Origin of the sequence: Streptococcus oralis subsp. oralis (assembly GCF_002096445.1) — a bacterium.
Lineage (GTDB): Bacteria > Bacillota > Bacilli > Lactobacillales > Streptococcaceae > Streptococcus > Streptococcus oralis_N.
In genome coordinates this window covers 20,009-37,689 of the sequence record NZ_NCUK01000010.1, presented here as the reverse complement: position 1 = coordinate 37,689, position 17,681 = coordinate 20,009, and the positions used below count along the sequence as shown (strand labels likewise).

Genomic DNA, 17,681 nt, shown 5'->3' with positions numbered 1-17,681 from the left:
GGATCTTTATGGAGACTATGTAATTGACATGTATTGTGAGGTTGAAAAAGATTGATGAAACTACCAGAAAATGTTGTCAAAGTTAATAAAATTGCGTTTCAAAATGTGGTTAGACAGAGACTATCATTTCATTACAGTGAGATGGAAGAGCATTTGGATGGTAGGTGTTTGTACCTGATCCATTATTCTGATTAAATTTATTGAGTTTCAGCCTACGAGTAGAGCTATAAAATATGAGGTGGTGGATAATGAAAGTGTCGAATAGACGTTATAAAGTTAGTTTAGTTGGGCGTGTGAATAATAGATATTACCTGATAAGGATTTCCAATCAAGAATATATAATAGATTATTCAAATCCCAAGGATGTACGCACCTATTTGTTTGGGTTATTCCCGAAATATAATACAGAGTATCCCATCTATAAAGTTGACAATGCTAGTATAAAAACAACAACTTGGAGAATAATGGATCAATTTCAAGGAAGCTTACTGGAGTATAGTATTGGCATTGTACTAGTTTTTCTTTTGATTCTACCAAAACATATTAACCCACTGTTGATTTTTAATAATTCGATAATTAGAGAATCATGGTATCTTTGGTTATCAATGATTTTTTGTGGAGCTATATTACTGATTTCTTTTCTTATCTTTAAGTCAAATACAGATGAAATCCCTATTTTGGTAGATGAAAAAAGTATTTTACGAAGAGTAGAGGAACCAAGAAAAAGCTTCATCAAATTTCCTCAAAAAATAGTTGATTTTTTAAGTTGTTTTTTAGGAATTCCAATCTGTCTTTTTATGGGAGTTGCTTCATCAAATTTTATTTTGTTAATTGTTTTTGGATGTTTAGGATTCTATCAGCTGTTATTTGCTAGGTTTTTTAACTTATTATTTGTAGTTAAAAGACATAAATTTTATATTGTAAAATAAGGAGAAAGTTATGATTTTGCCTATTGGAACTATTGTTTATTTATCTGGTGGAAACCAAAAAGTTATGATTTTAAATAGGGGCGCTATTGTAGAGCAGGAAGGTCAGGATGTATTGTTTGATTATACTGGAGCTCTATTTCCAGAAGGATTAAATCCAGAGCAAGTTTATTATTTTAATCATGAAGATATTGATGATATTGTGTTCAAAGGATATAGTGATATTGATGAAGAGCGTTTTGTTAAATTATATAAGAAATGGCTTGGCTCTATTGAAAGTAGCATTAAAAAAGGAAAAACAGAATAATATATAATGGTGTAATTGTCCTTTCGCAGAGAGTATTTCAATGAGGGCATTGTTTCTAGCGTATATAGATGGGAGATAGTGAATGAAGATTGATGTATCCGAAGTTCGAGTTCAAAAAGAGTTGTTAGTTATTTCGGTAAATAGTATCAAGGAGCAGCTATCTGTTTCGAGAAGTCGTCTATCAGAGGTCGTTTCAACCGATAGCCTCAAAGGCGCAGTGAAGGATGCCATTAACCAGAAGGTGACCAACTATCAAATACCACTGGTTGATAACTATGACAATGCCCTAGATAGCATTGTCAGTCGCTATGATGAACTTGTGAAGCTCTTTCAAGACACGGTGTCAGAGACTGACAACAATGCCATTATTAAGACAGAATATCTAGAACGCATCAAGCAACGGATGAAAGATCCGATCGAGGGATTAAAGAGTAGTTCCAGTAAGACTAAAAATATCTATGCAGGGATAAGTGATATCCTAACGTTAACGAATCCTAGTTTGGATAGTATGGCATTGGAGCTAAAGCTAAAGCTAAAATTACCGGCGCTGAGGCGGAAGGGCATACTCGCTGGGGAGATGATAGCAACGATATCCATGCAAAACTTTCTGGATCTGCATATACAGCTTCGGCAGATGCAAGCGGCGAAATTGGTTTTTTTACTAATAGGGAAGGAAAACTGAAGGGAGGAGTCCAATTAGAGGCGGGAGCTGATGCTTATATTGTAGAAGGAGAAGCCAAAGCTGGATTTAAAATATTTGGTCTTACGATTGATGTAAGTGCTTCTGCTGGAGTGGGTGTTTATGCTAGGGCAAAAGTGGGAGTAACAACTGAAAAAGCAGAGGCAAAAATGAAACTAGGACCATTTGGATTGGGCTTATCAATAGGGTGGTAAAACATGGAAATACAATTACAATTACGTGGAAACTCAGAAGGATTTATCCTTCAGTCAAAATTACCTGATGATGAACATTGGACTGAAAGAATTGAAATCGTTCAAGAAGAGGAAGGTTATCGTCTATATGCAAAAGATGTAGAAATTCTTGTCTTGAAAGAATCAGAATATATTTCTAAAAAGAAAAGAATAGTCGCAAGAGGGTTAAATAAGGATTTGATTTATTATGAAGAAAAAAGATTTGAACATTTATGGGAACAAGCATACTGGCATGGAGTTTTTCAATTCAATTTAAATAACTATGAAATGAGGTGTGTAGGTTCAGGTAGTAAAGGAGATATTTTACCTGTCACAAAAGATGGCATTCCGATTGCCGTTTATGCTGCAAGTAATATTGCAATTGCTGGAAAGAGAAACTTTTCTCTCTATACTGAAAATATTGACGAAATTGACAATTTACTGATGTTTTACGTAATTGATTATATTGGGGGGTATGACTTTTTAGATATTGATTCTTTATCTGCAAGATATCGTTTCTTTTATCAATTCAATGATCGCTCAGCTATAACGAAGGAACATTTAGACATGCTTCCAGAGGAGAGAAGACCTTCTAAGTTAGAGGCGTTTATCATTTATTTTTTATCAGCCTTCCTTGTTGTGGGTGTAAGCTTGGTATCATTACGCCCTTTATTCGCATTTTTAGTAGGATTACTAATACATTCTATTTATAATATCATAAAGAATTGGAGAAATAGAGATGAATAAAAATTGGTTGCCACTCGGAACAACTGTTTTATTAAAGAATGGGACTCAACCTATTATGATTGTCGGGCGCTATCAACAGAATAGTGAAGGGAAGGTTTTTGATTATTCTGGGGTCCTAAACCCTCAAGGCTTTGAAGATTCCCAGTCAATGTATTTGTTTGATGCTGAGAAAATTGAGCAGGTATTATTTAAAGCTCACGTAACAGAGTTTGAGAAAGAGTTTATCACAAGATTAGAAGAGTTCATTTCTAGCGATAAATAGGTCTGAGTTTTATTAACAGCTTGTGAAAACTTTCGTTACTAAAAAAATGAATAATGAAGGAGTAGTAGGAAGTGTTTTGACAAACTGAAAAGGACGGCAAGCAAGGTTATTTTGATTTTGGAGCCGTCATATTCCACTAGGATTTATTAATCAAAACTTAACAAAGAGGAGTTTTATGAAGTGCGATTACTTGGCTATATTGATCGTAGATTTCAAGATTTTTTGAGTCGTTATGATGAGGAAGTTTCAAAATCACCTATGACCACTTTACCGTAGATGATTTTAAAAAGTGACATACAAATCCTAGGATTTCATTCTAGGATTTTCTATATGGTGAGAAAATGAAACACCTAAAATTTAGTATATAGGTAGGTGCATAAGCAAGTTACGAATTGGTAAGTTTTATTAATAGAATAAAGATTATAAGCACTCCTTGCCTGACTCTAGTATTCGTGGTATAATAAAGAGATAAATGAGAGAGGTTAGCTATGAAAAAAATAATTATAGGTAGTAGTGTTTTTGTAACTTTGTTGGTTGGTTCAGGAGCAACATTTATTTATTTAAAGAATCAAGAGATTTCTGTAACAAATAAGGTTAACGATCGTAAATTGAATATTGCTCTGGTAAATGAAGATGCTGGAGGCGTATTAAATGGCAACGCCTATAATCTAGGAAATGATTTCACAAATTTATTATCAAAAGAGAATACAAATCAATGGACTGTCATGACTCGTAATGTTGCTGAAAATCGATTTGAAAATGGGTCGGTTGATGTAATTGTTTATATCGAACAACAGTTTTCAGAAAAAATAGCTCAACTGGAAAGTTTTAATCCTGATAGAGCAAAGATAACATATAAAACGAAATCAAATTTAGATCCAGTTAAATCTAAGAATGTTGAGTTACGAGTAGGCGAGTACCTCAATACTATTAACCAAAATGTTATAAAAATGTATTTTTCAAGTGTTATCAACAATCTAGATGATGCTAAAAGAAATGTTGATAATATTGTAAATGAACAGTCTGGGACGCATTCAAAAATTTCTCAATATATCTATGGTCCGTCAAACGAAGCAAGTCAGTCTATGTTAAGCACTTTGGAATTTGCTTCAAATCTACAGAAAACGAATTCGTCTTATGAAGATTCTCAGAAGGCTTTTTCTGATTCTGTTGCTAGCCTTTTAAATAATACAGGAATCGGATTAGAAAAACAACTTACGGAAGTTAAAACTTATTTTGATGCTCAGAAGGAAATATTTGAAAAGAATGTCTTAACAACCAATAGCACCTTGAAAGAACAGCATGAAGAAAATTCTAAAATTATAGATGGTTTAAATAATTCGGTGCTTAAATCATTGTATCAATTTGGAAATAGTACAGATAAGGAAAAATCTGAACAAGCTAAACTAGAAGATTTAGTAGCTGATTATCATAAGGTTATTGTTGATTATCAAGGTAAAGTAAAAGATAGAAAATCTGAATTTGGACATCTTAAAAAAGAATTAGAAGAAGAGAAAAATAAAATATCACTCTTTTACTTTGGTAAAGAAGATGTTGATTTAAAATCGGACCTTACTTCGGATGCTAAAGCAACACTTGTAGATCAGATTAATAAAAGTTTGATTACTGAAAATCATTTGCCTGAAACTTATCAAAATTTGATTCGTTCAAATCTAACAGATATTAGTATTGAATCAACTGATTACCAAACTTTATTTAGTAAATTGGAGAAACTCAATGCCCTAACAGCTGATCAAGTCAAAGAATATAATGAAAAAATAGATTTACTTAAGAATTATACTAAATTTGATAAGAAGGCCACCTCTATAAGTGGATTACCTATTTTTGAATTTTTATCGATTGAAAATGATAAGCTCGATAAAGTAACAGAAACTATGGAATTGACAGTTAAATTACCCCAGGCTGAGTCTGAAACTGTCGAAGCTTCTGTGACAAAACCATCCAGTAGTTTGCCTGAATCATCAACGGTAGTTGAGGGTGGCGGAGATTCTAGCAGTTCTAAAGGGACAAAATACTTATCTCCTAAAGCTAAAATTTATGTTACAGGAAATGCTACTTTAGTTGGAGGAGAGCAAACTATAACAGATGATAAGCTTTATACTATGACGGTTGAATATACTTTAGAACCACATTATGGGAAAAATGAAATTTCATTTGAAATACACATTGGTGAAACTACAATTCCTGTCAAGAAAACTATTTATCGTAGCGATAAAGAAGAGTCAGATGTTTTAGTGAAAAAAGATTTAAAACATATTCTTGATAAATTAAGCAAAATCGATCGTACAACTGGTATGATTCAAGCAATTTATGGAAGTCCAAGTAGCTCCTCTATTAATTTTTCTGCCTTATCACCAGATTCTGTTTACAATATGTATGGTAATATCAGTCGTGATGATATAGCGACTCAGTTGTCAGAAGATCAAGTTGCTAAGTTTAAAGAGTCAGGTATAGCTTTGTTGGAACAAATTCAAAACTCTTTGAAGTCATTAGAAAAATCAAGCGACACATTGCCTGAATTGGCTGAAGCTGAGTTACCAAATGATTATTTCAAAAATCAAATTACAAACTTAGCTGATTGGTATAATAATTCGATTAAGACCTTATCAACCGAGTACGATAAGTGGAAGGAAACGAAAGCAAAACAATTGGAAGTGACGGGTACAGCTTCAAATGCTAATAGCGGAACATTAATAAATGATAGTGAGTCATCAAATCGCTTATATAGATCAATTGAATCATTAGTGTCTACAACTTCTACTGGATCAAAAGAAACTAGTCAAAATCATGAAGCGGTTGGAACTATGAAGGATCAGTTTACTCAATTTGTTGATCAAGTTCAGACTATTAAAGGTAATGTTGATAAGACTATTTCAACTACGAATGATTTGATATCTAATGAAGCAGAAGTTATTCAAGGGAATAGAGACTACGCAGAGTCCTTTAAAACTGTTATGAAGAATATTCGTGATGGTGGAACGACCAATCAAAATGTGATGAATTTTTTATCTAATCCAATTGAAACTAAAAAAGAAACATATGAAGCGCCAATTTCAGTGGATAATAACAGAGTATGGGTTATTTTAGCGATTATTTTATCAGCAATTTCATCAGCAGGAATCACATATTGGTTGACAAAAGAAAAAGGCAAATAATGTAGATAATAACTCTCAAAATGTACTGACCCCAAAAAGTTAGACAATTAATTTATCCAAAGGATTTAGTTCTGTATTGCACAGGGCTAAGTCCTTTTAGTTTGGCTTTGATTCGTTTGTTGTTGTAGTAATCAATATAGTCTACAATGGCTTGTTCCAATTGCTTAAGCGACTGAAACGCCTTCTCATAACCATAAAACATTTCCGATTTCAAAATACCGAAGAAAGATTCCATCATACCATTGTCTGGGCTGTTACCTTTACGTGACATGGATGGCTGAATTCCCTTACTCTCTAAAAACCTGTGATAAGAATCGTGTTGGTATTGCCAGCCTTGGTCGCTATGGAGAATCGTATTCTCGTAGTGTTTTTCTGTGAATACCTGTTCCAACATGTTTTTTACTTGTTTCAAATTAGGCGAAGTAGATAGACTATAAGCGATAATTTCGCTATTAAAGCCATCTAAAACAGGCGATAAATACAATTTTTGTGTGCCATTTGGAATGGCAAACTCTGTCACATCCGTATAGCACTTTTCCATTGGCCTTGATACTTCAAACTGACGTTGAATAAGGTTATCTGCTTTCTTGCCAATCTCTCCTTTGTAGGAAGAATACTTTCGTTTCCGACGAATTCGAGCACTTAAACCAAGGACCTTCATCAGACGTTGAACTTTCTTATGATTCACTGTAAAACCACGATTTCTTAGTTCAAGAGTAATTCTACGATAGCCATAATTTCCTTTATGGTCATTATAAATGGCCTGAATTTCAGTTTTAAGATCTTTATCTTTGTCAAGCCCATCTAGTTCCTTCAACTGATAGTAATAAGTTGAGCGAGGTAAACGAGCCGCTTCAAGAAGTAAATCTAGTCGAAATCCTCCTGAAGCCATTTCTCTAACTGTCTCTGCCTTTCTCGCTCTAAGGCTTCGTCCCTGTCTTCCAGCTCTTTTAACTTTTTTAAGTAAGCCACCTCAGTCCGTAAGCGTTCATTCTCTTCCTGAAGTCGCTCTAGTTCTGTCATTTCTTCCCAAGTTTTCTTCCGTTTACGTCCCATTTTAGGTACTCTCCCTCTTGTTTTCTCAACAATAGTTACCCGTTTTTCTTGTATTTTGCTAGCCAGTTAAGAAGTATCGTACGACTTGGGAGGCCGTATTCAAGAGAAACTCTATCTTTAGTCCAGCCTTCATGTAAGACTTTATTAATCATTTCTTGTTTTAATTCAGGAGAATAGTAACAATCAATCAATTTAATCATGTATCTAAGATTAGAATTGTTTATCCCAAATTTATTTGAAAGCTTCTCTAAGCTATATCCTTGTTTTCTAAGTTCATAGATCTGAACTTTATCTTCATAACTCAATTTCATAATAAAAGCACCCCAAAAGTTAGATTTTTTCTGTCTAACTTTTGGGGTGCAGTTCACTGGAGCTGGTTTTTATTTTTCGATAATTTTGTGTCCAATCAACTGGCGGTAACAAATCTGTTTATTGTTTTTAGCATCGTTGATGATCTGGAGAATGGTTTCAAAGGAAACGCGCCCAAGTTCCAGACTATTGATATCGACATAAGCTACGAGGTCAAGTCGAGGATTGACTGAGTCGAAACTCAAGACAGGAACAGTTAACTGATGCTTACTGATGTAGTCACAAACCCCTTCTGCAAGGAGACTGTCAGTTGTGATAATAGCGTCAATCTGTGGATCGTGATTGAACAGGAGTTCACTGAACTGATACCCTTTTTCTTCTAGAAATTCGGTTGCAAAGTAGGTTAAGTTGGTATCAATCGGAAGTTGGTGTTGTTTGAGTGCGGACTCATAGCCAGTTAGACGATCTTGCGTTACGAAGAGTCGCTTTGTACCCCCGATGAATGCAATTCGTTTGCATCCTTTTTTGATGAAATACTCTGTTGCATCAAAGCCCGCTTGTACATTGTCATTATCAACAAGAGGGATAAAGGGTGAAGTAGATTTTCCGAGAATGAGGAAAGGGAACTGCTCATCGGCTACTAGCTTGACCAGAGGATCTTCTTCTTCAGCATAGAGGAAAATCAAACCATCTACACGCTTACCATAGACCATCTGAGAAATAGCTTTGAGCCGCTCTTTTGCATCTTTCCCCGTTGCAATCTGAATAGCATAGTGGTTTTCAGACGCGACTTGGGCGATACCACGAAGGACAGATGGGAAGAAAGGATTTTGGTAAAAGGCATCCGAGTCGTCAGGGAGCACCAAGCCAATAACCTGAGTATAGCTACTTACCAAGCTACGAGCATTGAGATTGGGGTGGTAGTTGAGCTCCTTCATCGCCTTGCGAACTCGTTTTTTGGTTTCATCACTAATCGTTGATTTATTTTGAATGACGCGGGTAACAGTGGAAGGTGAGACACCTGCTGCCTTAGCCACATCTTTAATCGTCACGGGCATAAAAATCTCCTATTTATGATAATCTGGATCACGGAAATGTGTCTTGTAAAAAATAGTGACCAGATAAAGAACAAAAAGAATGTTTTGTACAGTGATAAGGGTTGACATATTTTGGCCAAAAAGTCCCAAAATAAGCGTAATCAGAGTGGGTAATCCTAAACAGTTCAAGATAAAGTGGTAGCACTCTTTAAAGGTCCTAAATGAAAAGAGGCGTGATTTTTTGGTGATATAAAGGAGGAGACTAGCTCCAAGAGAGACAATGAAGAAATTCAATCCAAAGAGGAAGCTTGCACCAAGAACGAGAAAGAGACTGATATAGACCCGATTTTGTTGGTACCAATCTTTAGAAATGGCCTGAGTTAGATCTTTCTTACTCTGGAAACTCTCCGTTTGAATCGCGTGGTAGCGAATGCGAGTTAGTTCCTTACTTTCCTTACTGATGACGAGTTCTTCCGTATCAAAATGAAGTTGCAAGTCCTTTGGCAATTCTTTGTTTTGGCTTGGACCAATCAAAAGAGAAGGCTGCTGATTCTTAGTGCCTGAGTAGTTCAGCTTTCCATCAACGATTTGTGCATTCTCTGACAAGTCCATGATGGCTTCATCTGTCAGTGGAGTGTAGACATTATCGATAAAGGTATCCAGTGGATACGTTTCCTGTGAGCTGTTTTGAATGGCAATCGGAACCATAGACAAACTGATGAGGAAAATGCTCGTAAAGAGAAGCTGAAACCAGTTGAGGCCGAAACGTTTTGATAGGGGCTTACGAAATCCCCAGATACTAGAGAAATACGAGAATGGATATGGAAGCATAGGCATCTTTCTAAAAGTGTTTTCTATATGAGTATTATTATATAGAGAAATGTGCTTTATTTCAAGTCTAGGAGATAAATTGCTTGTCGCAAGGATATTATTTACAGTAACAATCGCTAATACTCAATGAAAATCAAAGAGCAAACTAGGAAGCTAGCCGCAGGTTGCTCAAAGCACAGCTTTGAGGTTGGAGATAAAGCTGACGTGGTTTGAAGAGATTTTCGAAGAGTATAAAATGAAAAAGGGTGGCGGGGATAAATTATCCCTTGTCGCCACCACTTGTAAGTCCTGAAACAAAGTTCTTTTGTAAGAAGAAGAAGAGTGTACAGATTGGAAGAGCGATGAGGATAGCACCTGCTGAGAAGTAGGCAATCTTCAAGTTCTTCACATTGTTGACGAAGGTTTGGAGACCAACGGCAACTGTAAAGTATTCTTTCTCACGAAGCAAGAAACTAGAGAGGATATAGTCTCCGAAAGGTCCCATGAAGGCCCAGAGGGCTTGTACCGCAACCATTGGGCGAACAAGAGGGAGAACAATTTGCCAGAAGCGGCGGAAGTGTCCTGCACCATCAAGTTTTGCTGATTCATCAAGAGACATTGGTACGGTATCAAAGTAACCTTTCATCAACCAAGCGTTCATAGGGATACCACCACCGACATAGAGGAAGATGAGGAACCAGCTATGGTTAAGGGCGTTCAACATAAGTGCCATAACAAAGAAGGCAGTTAAAGCAGCCATGGTTGGCACCATTTGGATAATCAAGAAGAAGACCAAACTTTGTTTACGAGCCAAGAAGTTGTATCGACTGTAGGCATAACCAGCAAGTACGATGATGCTTGTTTGGACAGCCATTGTAATCAAGGCAATGATCAAGGTATTGAGATACCAAGTGCCGTATAAGGTTTCAGTGAAGAGTCCTTTAAAGTTATCAAAACTAAAATCGATATTACCATCTAGTTTAAAGGCTACCACGTTACCAGACTTGAAGGCTGACATAATGGTGATCAAAAGTGGATAAATAATGACGATTGATAAGCCAATCAAGTAGAGGTAAGTGAGGGTTTGAGTCAGTCTACGTTTGAGTTTGATTGAGTTATTCATCTTAGACGTCCTCCATATCAAATGCGTGTAGTTTCTTGAATGCAATCATAGAGATAGAGATGACAATAATGGAGATAATCAAGGTAACAGCTGCCGCCATAGAGTATTGTGGGGCTGTACCAGTTGTCAAACGGTAAATCCATGAGATCAAGATATCAGTTGAACCGGCTCCACCACCAACGCTACCAGGTCCTCCGCCATTGAAGAGGTACATGATAGAGAAGTTGTTAAAGTTGAAGGTGTATTGGCTGATCAATGTTGGAGCTGCAACAGCCAAGATCATTGGGAAAGTGATGTTGCGGAATTTTTGCCAAGCATTGGCACCATCGATGTAAGCCGCTTCGTAGAGGTCGTTAGGGATAGACTGCAAGATACCCAAGGTCAAAACGTAGATGTATGGGAATCCTAGCCAACCTTGCATCATAATCAAGGCAATCTTGGTCCAAGTTGGATCGGTTTTCCAAGGGATAAGAGCTCCATCTAGGAAAGGAAGAACCTTAGACAAAAGAGGCAAGACTTGGGTGTTGATGGCACCAACACTATCATTAAACATGTTTGAGAATGTCAAGATAGTGATGAAGGCTGGAACTGCCCAAGGAAGAAGGAAAATAACACCAAAGATACGTTTTCCTTTGATAAATGGTTGGTTGGCAATGATTGCAGTAAAGATACCAATGACAATCTGCAAAGTAGAAGCAGATAAAGCCCAGATAATGGTCCAAGAAAGAACGGAACCAAAGGCTGAACGGAAGGTACTCAAACTCCAGATGTTAGTGAAGTTCGTCAAACCAACCCAGTCCAACAATTTGTTTGGTGGCAAGTGTTGGAAGTCGTAGTTGGTAAAGGCAATCATCAAGGTTACGATAACAGGGAAGATAATCGCAAATGTCATCGCTACATACGATGGGATGATTAAAAGGTATGGGAATCCATTTTCATAAATGCCTTTAATCATGTCCTTGAAGGTACGAGCTACGGGAATACCGTTGTTGATACGTTTAGCAGTCGTATGTGCATCCTTAATATTAAAGATGTAAAAGAGCAAGTAAACGACAACAAAGATAGAATGGAAAGCACCACGAATCAGCATGAACAGTGAATTATCACGGCCAGGTTTGTCACCAAGGGTGACCAAATTGCTTAATTCAGGGGTTGCAAGTGTTAGAAAATACAGAACAAATAGAACAGTAATGCCAAGGAAAATAAATCCTTTAGCTTTTTGTTTGTTATAGATTTGTCCTAAACCAGGAATGATTGACAGCAAGGCTGCTTTGCGAGGCTGTTGTTTTTCCATGATTACTCCTTTCATAGGATGCGAGTTTAAACTCGGATTCAATCGTAAGATACGTACATCTGATAAGAAGCATATCTATAAATTCAAAGGGGGATTTTGCTTCCACCCCCCTTGAACAATTCAATTAGTTACCAAATTTTTGTTGGATTGTTTCCTTGATCAATGTTACAGCATCGTTAGCAGCTGTTTTCGCATCTTTCTTGCCACTTACAGCATCAAAGAGCATAGTTTTCGCTGGATCCCAAACTGTTGACATTTGTGAGATGTTTGGCATTGGTTGAGCGTTCTTGAACTGTTTGATAACAGCTGTAGTCAACTCATCGTTTTTGCCTTCAGCATAAGTACGAGCCTCAGTGTTAGCTGGGATTTCGTTGGTTGCATCGTAGAATGCTTTTTGTTGTTCAGTTGAAACTAGGAAGTCTACAAATTTTTGAGCGCCTTCAAGGTTCTTAGTGCTTGATGGGATGATCCAAGCTTTACCACCACCGAATGCTGCGTAATCTTTACCGTTTGGAAGAGTTGGGATAGTCGCAACACCGTAGTTTACTTTAGCATCTTTAAAGGATTGAGCTTTCCAAGGGCCATCGATGATAGCAGCTGTTTTACCTTCTTGGAATTGAGTTTGGATCAAGTTACCAGCACCTTCAGTATCTTGCATACCTTTAGGCCATTTTTCGTACCAAGATTTAGCGTATTCGATACCTTTGATTGCTCCGTCGTTTGCAAGACCGATATCCTTAGGATCTTTACCATTTTGACCGAATACATAACCACCGTTACCAGCAAGGAGTCCGTATGCGTAGTAGAAGTTTGTCCAGTCAGCTAGGAAGGCAGTAGTTTTGCCATCTTCACCAGCGAAAGCATATTTGCTATCTTTAGCAAGGTTTTCTAAGTCAGCGAAAGTTTTTGGAGCTTCTTTTAGCAAGTCTTTGTTGTAGTACATTACGAGAGACTCGATAACGGCTGGAGCACCATAGACTTTACCACCAACAGTTACAAGAGATTTAGTAGTATCGTCTGTTTTCGCACCATCACTAAGAGTTACTTCTGAAAGTTGTCCGTCAGTACCAAGGCTACCTACACGGTCGTATGGAGCCATCATAACATCAGGGGCTTTACCAGATTGGTTGTCAAGTGAAAGGTTATCAAGACCACCCATTTGGTCTCCTGTTTTAATCGTAACTTTTACGCCAGATTCTTTTTCGTAAGCTTTTGCAGCTGATTCAGCGAAGGCTTTATATTGGTCTTCAACGTAGAAAGTGATTTCTTGTGCTTCTGAAGAGCTAGTATCAGCTGCTTTGTCAGCAGATTTGCTTCCGCAAGCTACCAAGAGCAAGCTAGCGAGAGTAGCAGTTCCGAGCACAGCAGCGCTCTTCATGAATTTAGATGACATAGTGTATTCCTCCTAAAGAATAACAGTATAATTTATTTAGAAAACGCAAACGTTTTCTTTTATGAGCCTAGTATAGCACAAATAGAAAACGGTTGCAAGCTTTTTTAAAAAGTTTTTTAAAAAAATTTTAAGGATTCAAACATTTGTTAAAGCCTTTATATAGGAAAGAACTTAAAACGTTTGCTTCTCTTGAATGGAAAATATATTAGGGAAACGATTGCGTAAATTCGGCTCGATTTTTCAGAAAATAGAGCAGATATTTGGAATGAATTATCTTAAATCAGAAAATCTTTAAAATTTTTTTGGCTCATTTCATAAAATATCAGTGGGGACAAGTTTTGTTTGATTAAAATAATTCAAAATTTTTTTTAAAACCGCTTGCATTTGTTTTTAAAATACGCTATACTTAGTTTAACGCAAACGTTTGCGCCTTGATTGCGCAACGTTTTATAACAAACACATGAGGTGCTATTATGAAAAAACGTCAAAGTGGTGTGTTGATGCACATCTCTTCTCTACCAGGAGCATACGGGATTGGATCATTTGGCCAAACTGCCTATGATTTCGTCGATTTCTTGGTTCGTACGAAGCAACGTTACTGGCAAATTCTCCCTCTTGGGACAACAAGCTATGGAGATTCTCCATACCAATCATTCTCGGCCTTTGCTGGAAATACGCATTTTATCGACCTTGATATCTTGGTAGAGCAAGGCTTGCTCGAAGCTAGTGACCTTGAAGGTGTTGACTTTGGTAGCGATGCATCTGAAGTTGATTATGCGAAGATTTATTATGCACGTCGTCCGCTTTTAGAAAAAGCAGTTAAACGTTTCTTGGAAGTGGGTGATGTCAAAGATTTTGAGAAGTTTGCTAAAGACAACCAATCATGGCTTGAACTCTTCGCAGAATATATGGCGATTAAAGAGCATTTTGACAATCTTGCTTGGACAGAATGGCCAGATGCAGACGCTCGTGCTCGTAAAACTTCAGCGCTTGAAAGCTACCGTGAGAAATTGGCAGACAAGTTGGTTTACCACCGTGTGACTCAATACTTCTTCTTCCAACAATGGTTGAAATTGAAAGCTTACGCTAACGATAACCACATCGAAATCGTTGGTGACATGCCTATCTATGTTGCGGAAGATTCAAGCGACATGTGGGCAAATCCACATCTCTTCAAGACAGATGCCACTGGTAAAGCAACTTGCATCGCAGGATGCCCACCAGATGAGTTTTCTGCCACTGGTCAGCTTTGGGGAAACCCAATCTATGACTGGGAAGCAATGGACAAAGACGGTTACAAATGGTGGATTGAACGCTTGCGTGAAAGCTTCAAGATCTACGATATCGTTCGTATCGATCACTTCCGCGGTTTCGAATCTTACTGGGAAATTCCTGCTGGATCCGATACAGCAGCACCTGGTAAATGGGTGAAAGGTCCAGGGTACAAACTCTTCGCAGCCGTTAAGGAAGAGCTTGGTGAGCTAAACATCATCGCAGAAGACCTTGGTTTCATGACAGATGAAGTCATCGAGTTGCGTGAACGCACTGGCTTCCCAGGAATGAAGATTCTTCAATTCGCCTTCAACCCAGAAGACGAAAGTATCGATAGCCCACACTTGGCACCTGCCAACTCTGTTATGTACACAGGAACACACGATAACAATACAGTCCTTGGTTGGTATCGTAATGAGATCGACGATCCAACTCGTGAATACATGGCTCGTTACACGAACCGTAAAGAGTACGAAACAGTGCCACACGCAATGCTTCGCACAGTCTTTTCATCCGTTAGCTTCATGGCTATTGCAACCATGCAAGACTTGCTAGAACTAGATGAGTCAGCTCGTATGAACTTCCCATCTACTCTTGGCGGAAACTGGTCATGGCGTATGACAGCAGACCAACTCACACCAGCTGTTGAAGAAACTTTGCTTGACTTGACTACAATTTATCGCCGAATCAATGAAAATTTGGTAGAATTAAAGAAATAAGACAATATCAGGAGACACATAAACATGTTACCATTAAACGAATTTGTACAAAAACGTTACAATAAAACCATTGCAGAATGTAGCAATGAAGAGCTTTACCTTGCTCTTCTCAACTACAGCAAGCTTGCTAGCAGCCAAAAACCAGTTAACACTGGTAAGAAAAAAGTTTACTACATCTCAGCTGAGTTCTTGATCGGTAAACTCTTGTCAAACAACTTGATTAACCTTGGTCTTTACGACGATGTGAAAAAAGAACTTGCTGCTGCAGGTAAAGAGTTGATCGAAATCGAAGAAGTAGAATTGGAACCATCACTTGGTAACGGTGGTTTGGGACGTTTGGCAGCCTGCTTTATCGACTCAATCGCTACACTTGGTTTGAATGGTGACGGTGTTGGATTGAACTACCACTTCGGTCTTTTTCAACAAGTTCTTAAAAACAACCAACAAGAAACAATTCCTAACGCTTGGTTGACAGAACAAAACTGGTTGGTACGCTCAAGCCGTAGCTACCAAGTGCCATTTGCACACTTCACATTGACATCTACTCTTTACGATATCGATGTACCTGGTTACAAGACAGCTACTAAAAACCGCTTGCGTTTGTTTGACTTGGATTCAGTTGATTCTTCTATCATCGAAGATGGTATCAACTTTGACAAGACAGATATCGCTCGCAACTTGACTCTCTTCCTTTACCCAGACGATAGCGACAAGCAAGGTGAATTGCTCCGTATCTTCCAACAATACTTCATGGTTTCAAACGGTGCGCAATTGATCATTGACGAAGCAATCGAAAAGGGAAGCAACTTGCATGACCTTGCGGACTACGCAGTTGTACAAATCAACGATACTCACCCATCAATGGTGATCCCTGAATTGATCCGCCTCTTGACTGCGCGTGGTATCGAACTTGATGAAGCAATCTCTATCGTTCGTAGCATGACTGCCTACACAAACCACACAATCCTTGCTGAAGCCCTTGAAAAATGGCCTCTTGAATTCTTGCAAGAAGTGGTTCCTCACTTGGTACCAATCATCAAAGAATTGGACCGTCGTGTGAAGGCAGAATATAAAGACCCAGCTGTTCAAATCATCGATGAGAGTGGACGTGTTCACATGGCTCACATGGATATCCACTACGGATACAGCGTAAACGGGGTTGCGGCTCTTCACACTGAAATCTTGAAGAACTCAGAGTTGAAAGCTTTCTACGACCTTTACCCAGAAAAATTCAATAACAAAACAAACGGTATCACATTCCGTCGTTGGCTCATGCATGCTAATCCACGCTTGTCTCACTACTTGGATGAGATTATTGGCCGTGGTTGGCACCATGAAGCAGATGAGCTTGAAAAACTCTTGTCATACGAAGACAAGGCTGCTGTCAAAGAAAAATTGGAAAGCATCAAAGCTCACAACAAACGTAAATTGGCTCGTCACTTGAAAGAACACCAAGGTGTGGAAATCAATACAAACTCTATCTTTGATATCCAAATCAAACGTCTTCACGAGTACAAACGCCAACAAATGAACGCTTTGTATGTCATCCACAAATACCTTGATATCAAGGCTGGTAACATCCCTGCTCGTCCAATCACAGTCTTCTTTGGTGGTAAAGCAGCTCCTGCCTACACAATTGCCCAAGACATCATTCACTTGATCCTTTGCTTGTCGGAAGTGATTGCTAACGACCCAGCTGTAGCTCCACACTTGCAAGTCGTAATGGTTGAAAACTACAACGTTACTGCAGCAAGCTTCTTGATCCCAGCATGTGACATCTCAGAACAAATCTCACTTGCTTCTAAAGAAGCTTCAGGTACTGGTAACATGAAATTCATGTTGAACGGAGCTTTGACTCTTGGTACTATGGACGGAGCAAACGTGGAAATCGCTGAGTTGGTTGGCGACGAAAACATCTACATCTTCGGGGAAGATTCAGAAACTGTTATCGACCTTTACGCAAAAGCAGCTTACAAGTCAAGCGAATACTATGCTCGTGAAGCTATCAAACCGTTGGTTGACTTCATCGTGAGCGATGCTGTTCTTGCAGTAGGTAAGAAAGAACGCTTGGAACGTCTTTACAACGAATTGATCAACAAAGACTGGTTCATGACTCTCCTAGACTTGGAAGACTACATCAAAGTCAAAGAGCAAATGCTTGCTGACTACGAAGACCGTGACGCATGGTTGGATAAAGTCATCGTTAACATTGCCAAAGCAGGATTCTTCTCATCTGACCGTACAATCGCTCAGTACAACGAAGATATTTGGCACTTGAACTAATAATTACATAATTTAAACCCGTACCTTGAAGGTGCGGGTTTTGTCTTATCTGAAA

General features: G+C 38.1%; 13 protein-coding genes and 1 pseudogene. 8 read left to right on the top strand and 6 right to left on the bottom strand.

The window, feature by feature from the left end; all coding sequences use genetic code 11:
- Nucleotides 1-248: 248 nt before the first annotated feature.
- The 6 genes from B7721_RS00555 (at nucleotide 249) to esaA (ending at nucleotide 6,330) form a co-directional block, all read left to right on the top strand.
- On the top strand, nucleotides 249-929 hold the full coding sequence (locus tag B7721_RS00555) for a hypothetical protein (RefSeq protein WP_061421771.1): 681 nt from the start codon (nucleotides 249-251) through the stop codon (nucleotides 927-929).
- Nucleotides 930-939: 10 nt separating this feature from the next.
- Complete coding sequence (locus tag B7721_RS00550) at nucleotides 940-1,233, top strand: DUF4176 domain-containing protein (RefSeq protein WP_061420490.1); 294 nt, start codon at nucleotides 940-942, stop codon at nucleotides 1,231-1,233.
- A gap of 82 nt (nucleotides 1,234-1,315) precedes the next feature.
- The gene (locus B7721_RS00545) at nucleotides 1,316-1,915 is read left to right on the top strand and encodes a T7SS effector LXG polymorphic toxin (RefSeq protein ID WP_239823786.1); all 600 of its coding nucleotides are present in this window, start codon (nucleotides 1,316-1,318) and stop codon (nucleotides 1,913-1,915) included.
- A 215-nt stretch (nucleotides 1,916-2,130) separates the two neighbouring features.
- The gene (locus tag B7721_RS00535; protein WP_061421769.1) at nucleotides 2,131-2,892 is read left to right on the top strand and encodes a hypothetical protein; all 762 of its coding nucleotides are present in this window, start codon (nucleotides 2,131-2,133) and stop codon (nucleotides 2,890-2,892) included.
- The gene (locus tag B7721_RS00530; RefSeq protein ID WP_061421768.1) at nucleotides 2,885-3,154 is read left to right on the top strand and encodes a DUF4176 domain-containing protein; all 270 of its coding nucleotides are present in this window, start codon (nucleotides 2,885-2,887) and stop codon (nucleotides 3,152-3,154) included. The genes B7721_RS00535 and B7721_RS00530 overlap by 8 nt, the downstream gene beginning before the upstream one ends.
- A gap of 488 nt (nucleotides 3,155-3,642) precedes the next feature.
- Nucleotides 3,643-6,330 (top strand): type VII secretion protein EsaA, encoded by a 2,688-nt coding sequence (gene esaA / locus B7721_RS00520; protein ID WP_084877000.1) that lies wholly within the window; start codon nucleotides 3,643-3,645, stop codon nucleotides 6,328-6,330.
- Between the two features lie 52 nt (nucleotides 6,331-6,382).
- Here esaA and B7721_RS10150 read toward each other — a convergent pair.
- The 6 genes and pseudogenes from B7721_RS10150 to B7721_RS00490 all read right to left on the bottom strand — a co-directional run bounded on the left by B7721_RS10150 (nucleotide 6,383) and on the right by B7721_RS00490 (nucleotide 13,352).
- Nucleotides 6,383-7,697 (bottom strand): annotated as a pseudogene (locus B7721_RS10150) (IS3 family transposase).
- 69 nt (nucleotides 7,698-7,766) lie between these two features.
- Nucleotides 7,767-8,753, bottom strand: coding sequence for a LacI family DNA-binding transcriptional regulator (locus tag B7721_RS00510; RefSeq protein WP_001145417.1), 987 nt, complete (start codon nucleotides 8,751-8,753; stop codon nucleotides 7,767-7,769).
- A 9-nt stretch (nucleotides 8,754-8,762) separates the two neighbouring features.
- Nucleotides 8,763-9,563, bottom strand: a complete 801-nt coding sequence (locus B7721_RS00505) for a DUF1189 domain-containing protein (protein ID WP_084876999.1) — start codon at nucleotides 9,561-9,563, stop codon at nucleotides 8,763-8,765.
- A 259-nt stretch (nucleotides 9,564-9,822) separates the two neighbouring features.
- Complete coding sequence (locus B7721_RS00500; protein ID WP_084876997.1) at nucleotides 9,823-10,665, bottom strand: sugar ABC transporter permease; 843 nt, start codon at nucleotides 10,663-10,665, stop codon at nucleotides 9,823-9,825.
- A 1-nt stretch (nucleotide 10,666) separates the two neighbouring features.
- Entirely contained in the window at nucleotides 10,667-11,959 is a 1,293-nt protein-coding gene (locus B7721_RS00495) for a sugar ABC transporter permease (RefSeq protein ID WP_000414940.1), read from the bottom strand.
- Between the two features lie 124 nt (nucleotides 11,960-12,083).
- Complete coding sequence (locus tag B7721_RS00490; protein ID WP_000095456.1) at nucleotides 12,084-13,352, bottom strand: extracellular solute-binding protein; 1,269 nt, start codon at nucleotides 13,350-13,352, stop codon at nucleotides 12,084-12,086.
- Nucleotides 13,353-13,825: 473 nt separating this feature from the next.
- Here B7721_RS00490 and malQ point away from each other — a divergent pair, with 473 nt between their 5' ends.
- Both malQ and glgP read left to right on the top strand, forming a co-directional pair.
- Complete coding sequence (malQ, locus tag B7721_RS00485; protein WP_084876996.1) at nucleotides 13,826-15,343, top strand: 4-alpha-glucanotransferase; 1,518 nt, start codon at nucleotides 13,826-13,828, stop codon at nucleotides 15,341-15,343.
- Between the two features lie 24 nt (nucleotides 15,344-15,367).
- Nucleotides 15,368-17,626, top strand: coding sequence for a glycogen/starch/alpha-glucan family phosphorylase (gene glgP, locus B7721_RS00480; RefSeq protein WP_084876994.1), 2,259 nt, complete (start codon nucleotides 15,368-15,370; stop codon nucleotides 17,624-17,626).
- Nucleotides 17,627-17,681 lie beyond the last annotated feature (55 nt).

Bases quoted from the DNA above. Each gene is read 5' to 3' on its own strand.
- B7721_RS00530 (WP_061421768.1), top strand. From the start codon at position 2,885: ATGAATAAAAATTGGTTGCCACTCGGAACAACTGTTTTATTAAAGAAT.
- B7721_RS00535 (WP_061421769.1), top strand. From the start codon at position 2,131: ATGGAAATACAATTACAATTACGTGGAAACTCAGAAGGATTTATCCTT.
- B7721_RS00545 (WP_239823786.1), top strand. From the start codon at position 1,316: ATGAAGATTGATGTATCCGAAGTTCGAGTTCAAAAAGAGTTGTTAGTT.
- glgP (WP_084876994.1), top strand. From the start codon at position 15,368: ATGTTACCATTAAACGAATTTGTACAAAAACGTTACAATAAAACCATT.
- B7721_RS00510 (WP_001145417.1), bottom strand. From the start codon at position 8,753: ATGCCCGTGACGATTAAAGATGTGGCTAAGGCAGCAGGTGTCTCACCT.
- B7721_RS00495 (WP_000414940.1), bottom strand. From the start codon at position 11,959: ATGGAAAAACAACAGCCTCGCAAAGCAGCCTTGCTGTCAATCATTCCT.
- B7721_RS00500 (WP_084876997.1), bottom strand. From the start codon at position 10,665: ATGAATAACTCAATCAAACTCAAACGTAGACTGACTCAAACCCTCACT.
- malQ (WP_084876996.1), top strand. From the start codon at position 13,826: ATGAAAAAACGTCAAAGTGGTGTGTTGATGCACATCTCTTCTCTACCA.
- esaA (WP_084877000.1), top strand. From the start codon at position 3,643: ATGAAAAAAATAATTATAGGTAGTAGTGTTTTTGTAACTTTGTTGGTT.
- B7721_RS00505 (WP_084876999.1), bottom strand. From the start codon at position 9,563: ATGCTTCCATATCCATTCTCGTATTTCTCTAGTATCTGGGGATTTCGT.
- B7721_RS00490 (WP_000095456.1), bottom strand. From the start codon at position 13,352: ATGTCATCTAAATTCATGAAGAGCGCTGCTGTGCTCGGAACTGCTACT.
- B7721_RS00555 (WP_061421771.1), top strand. From the start codon at position 249: ATGAAAGTGTCGAATAGACGTTATAAAGTTAGTTTAGTTGGGCGTGTG.
- B7721_RS00550 (WP_061420490.1), top strand. From the start codon at position 940: ATGATTTTGCCTATTGGAACTATTGTTTATTTATCTGGTGGAAACCAA.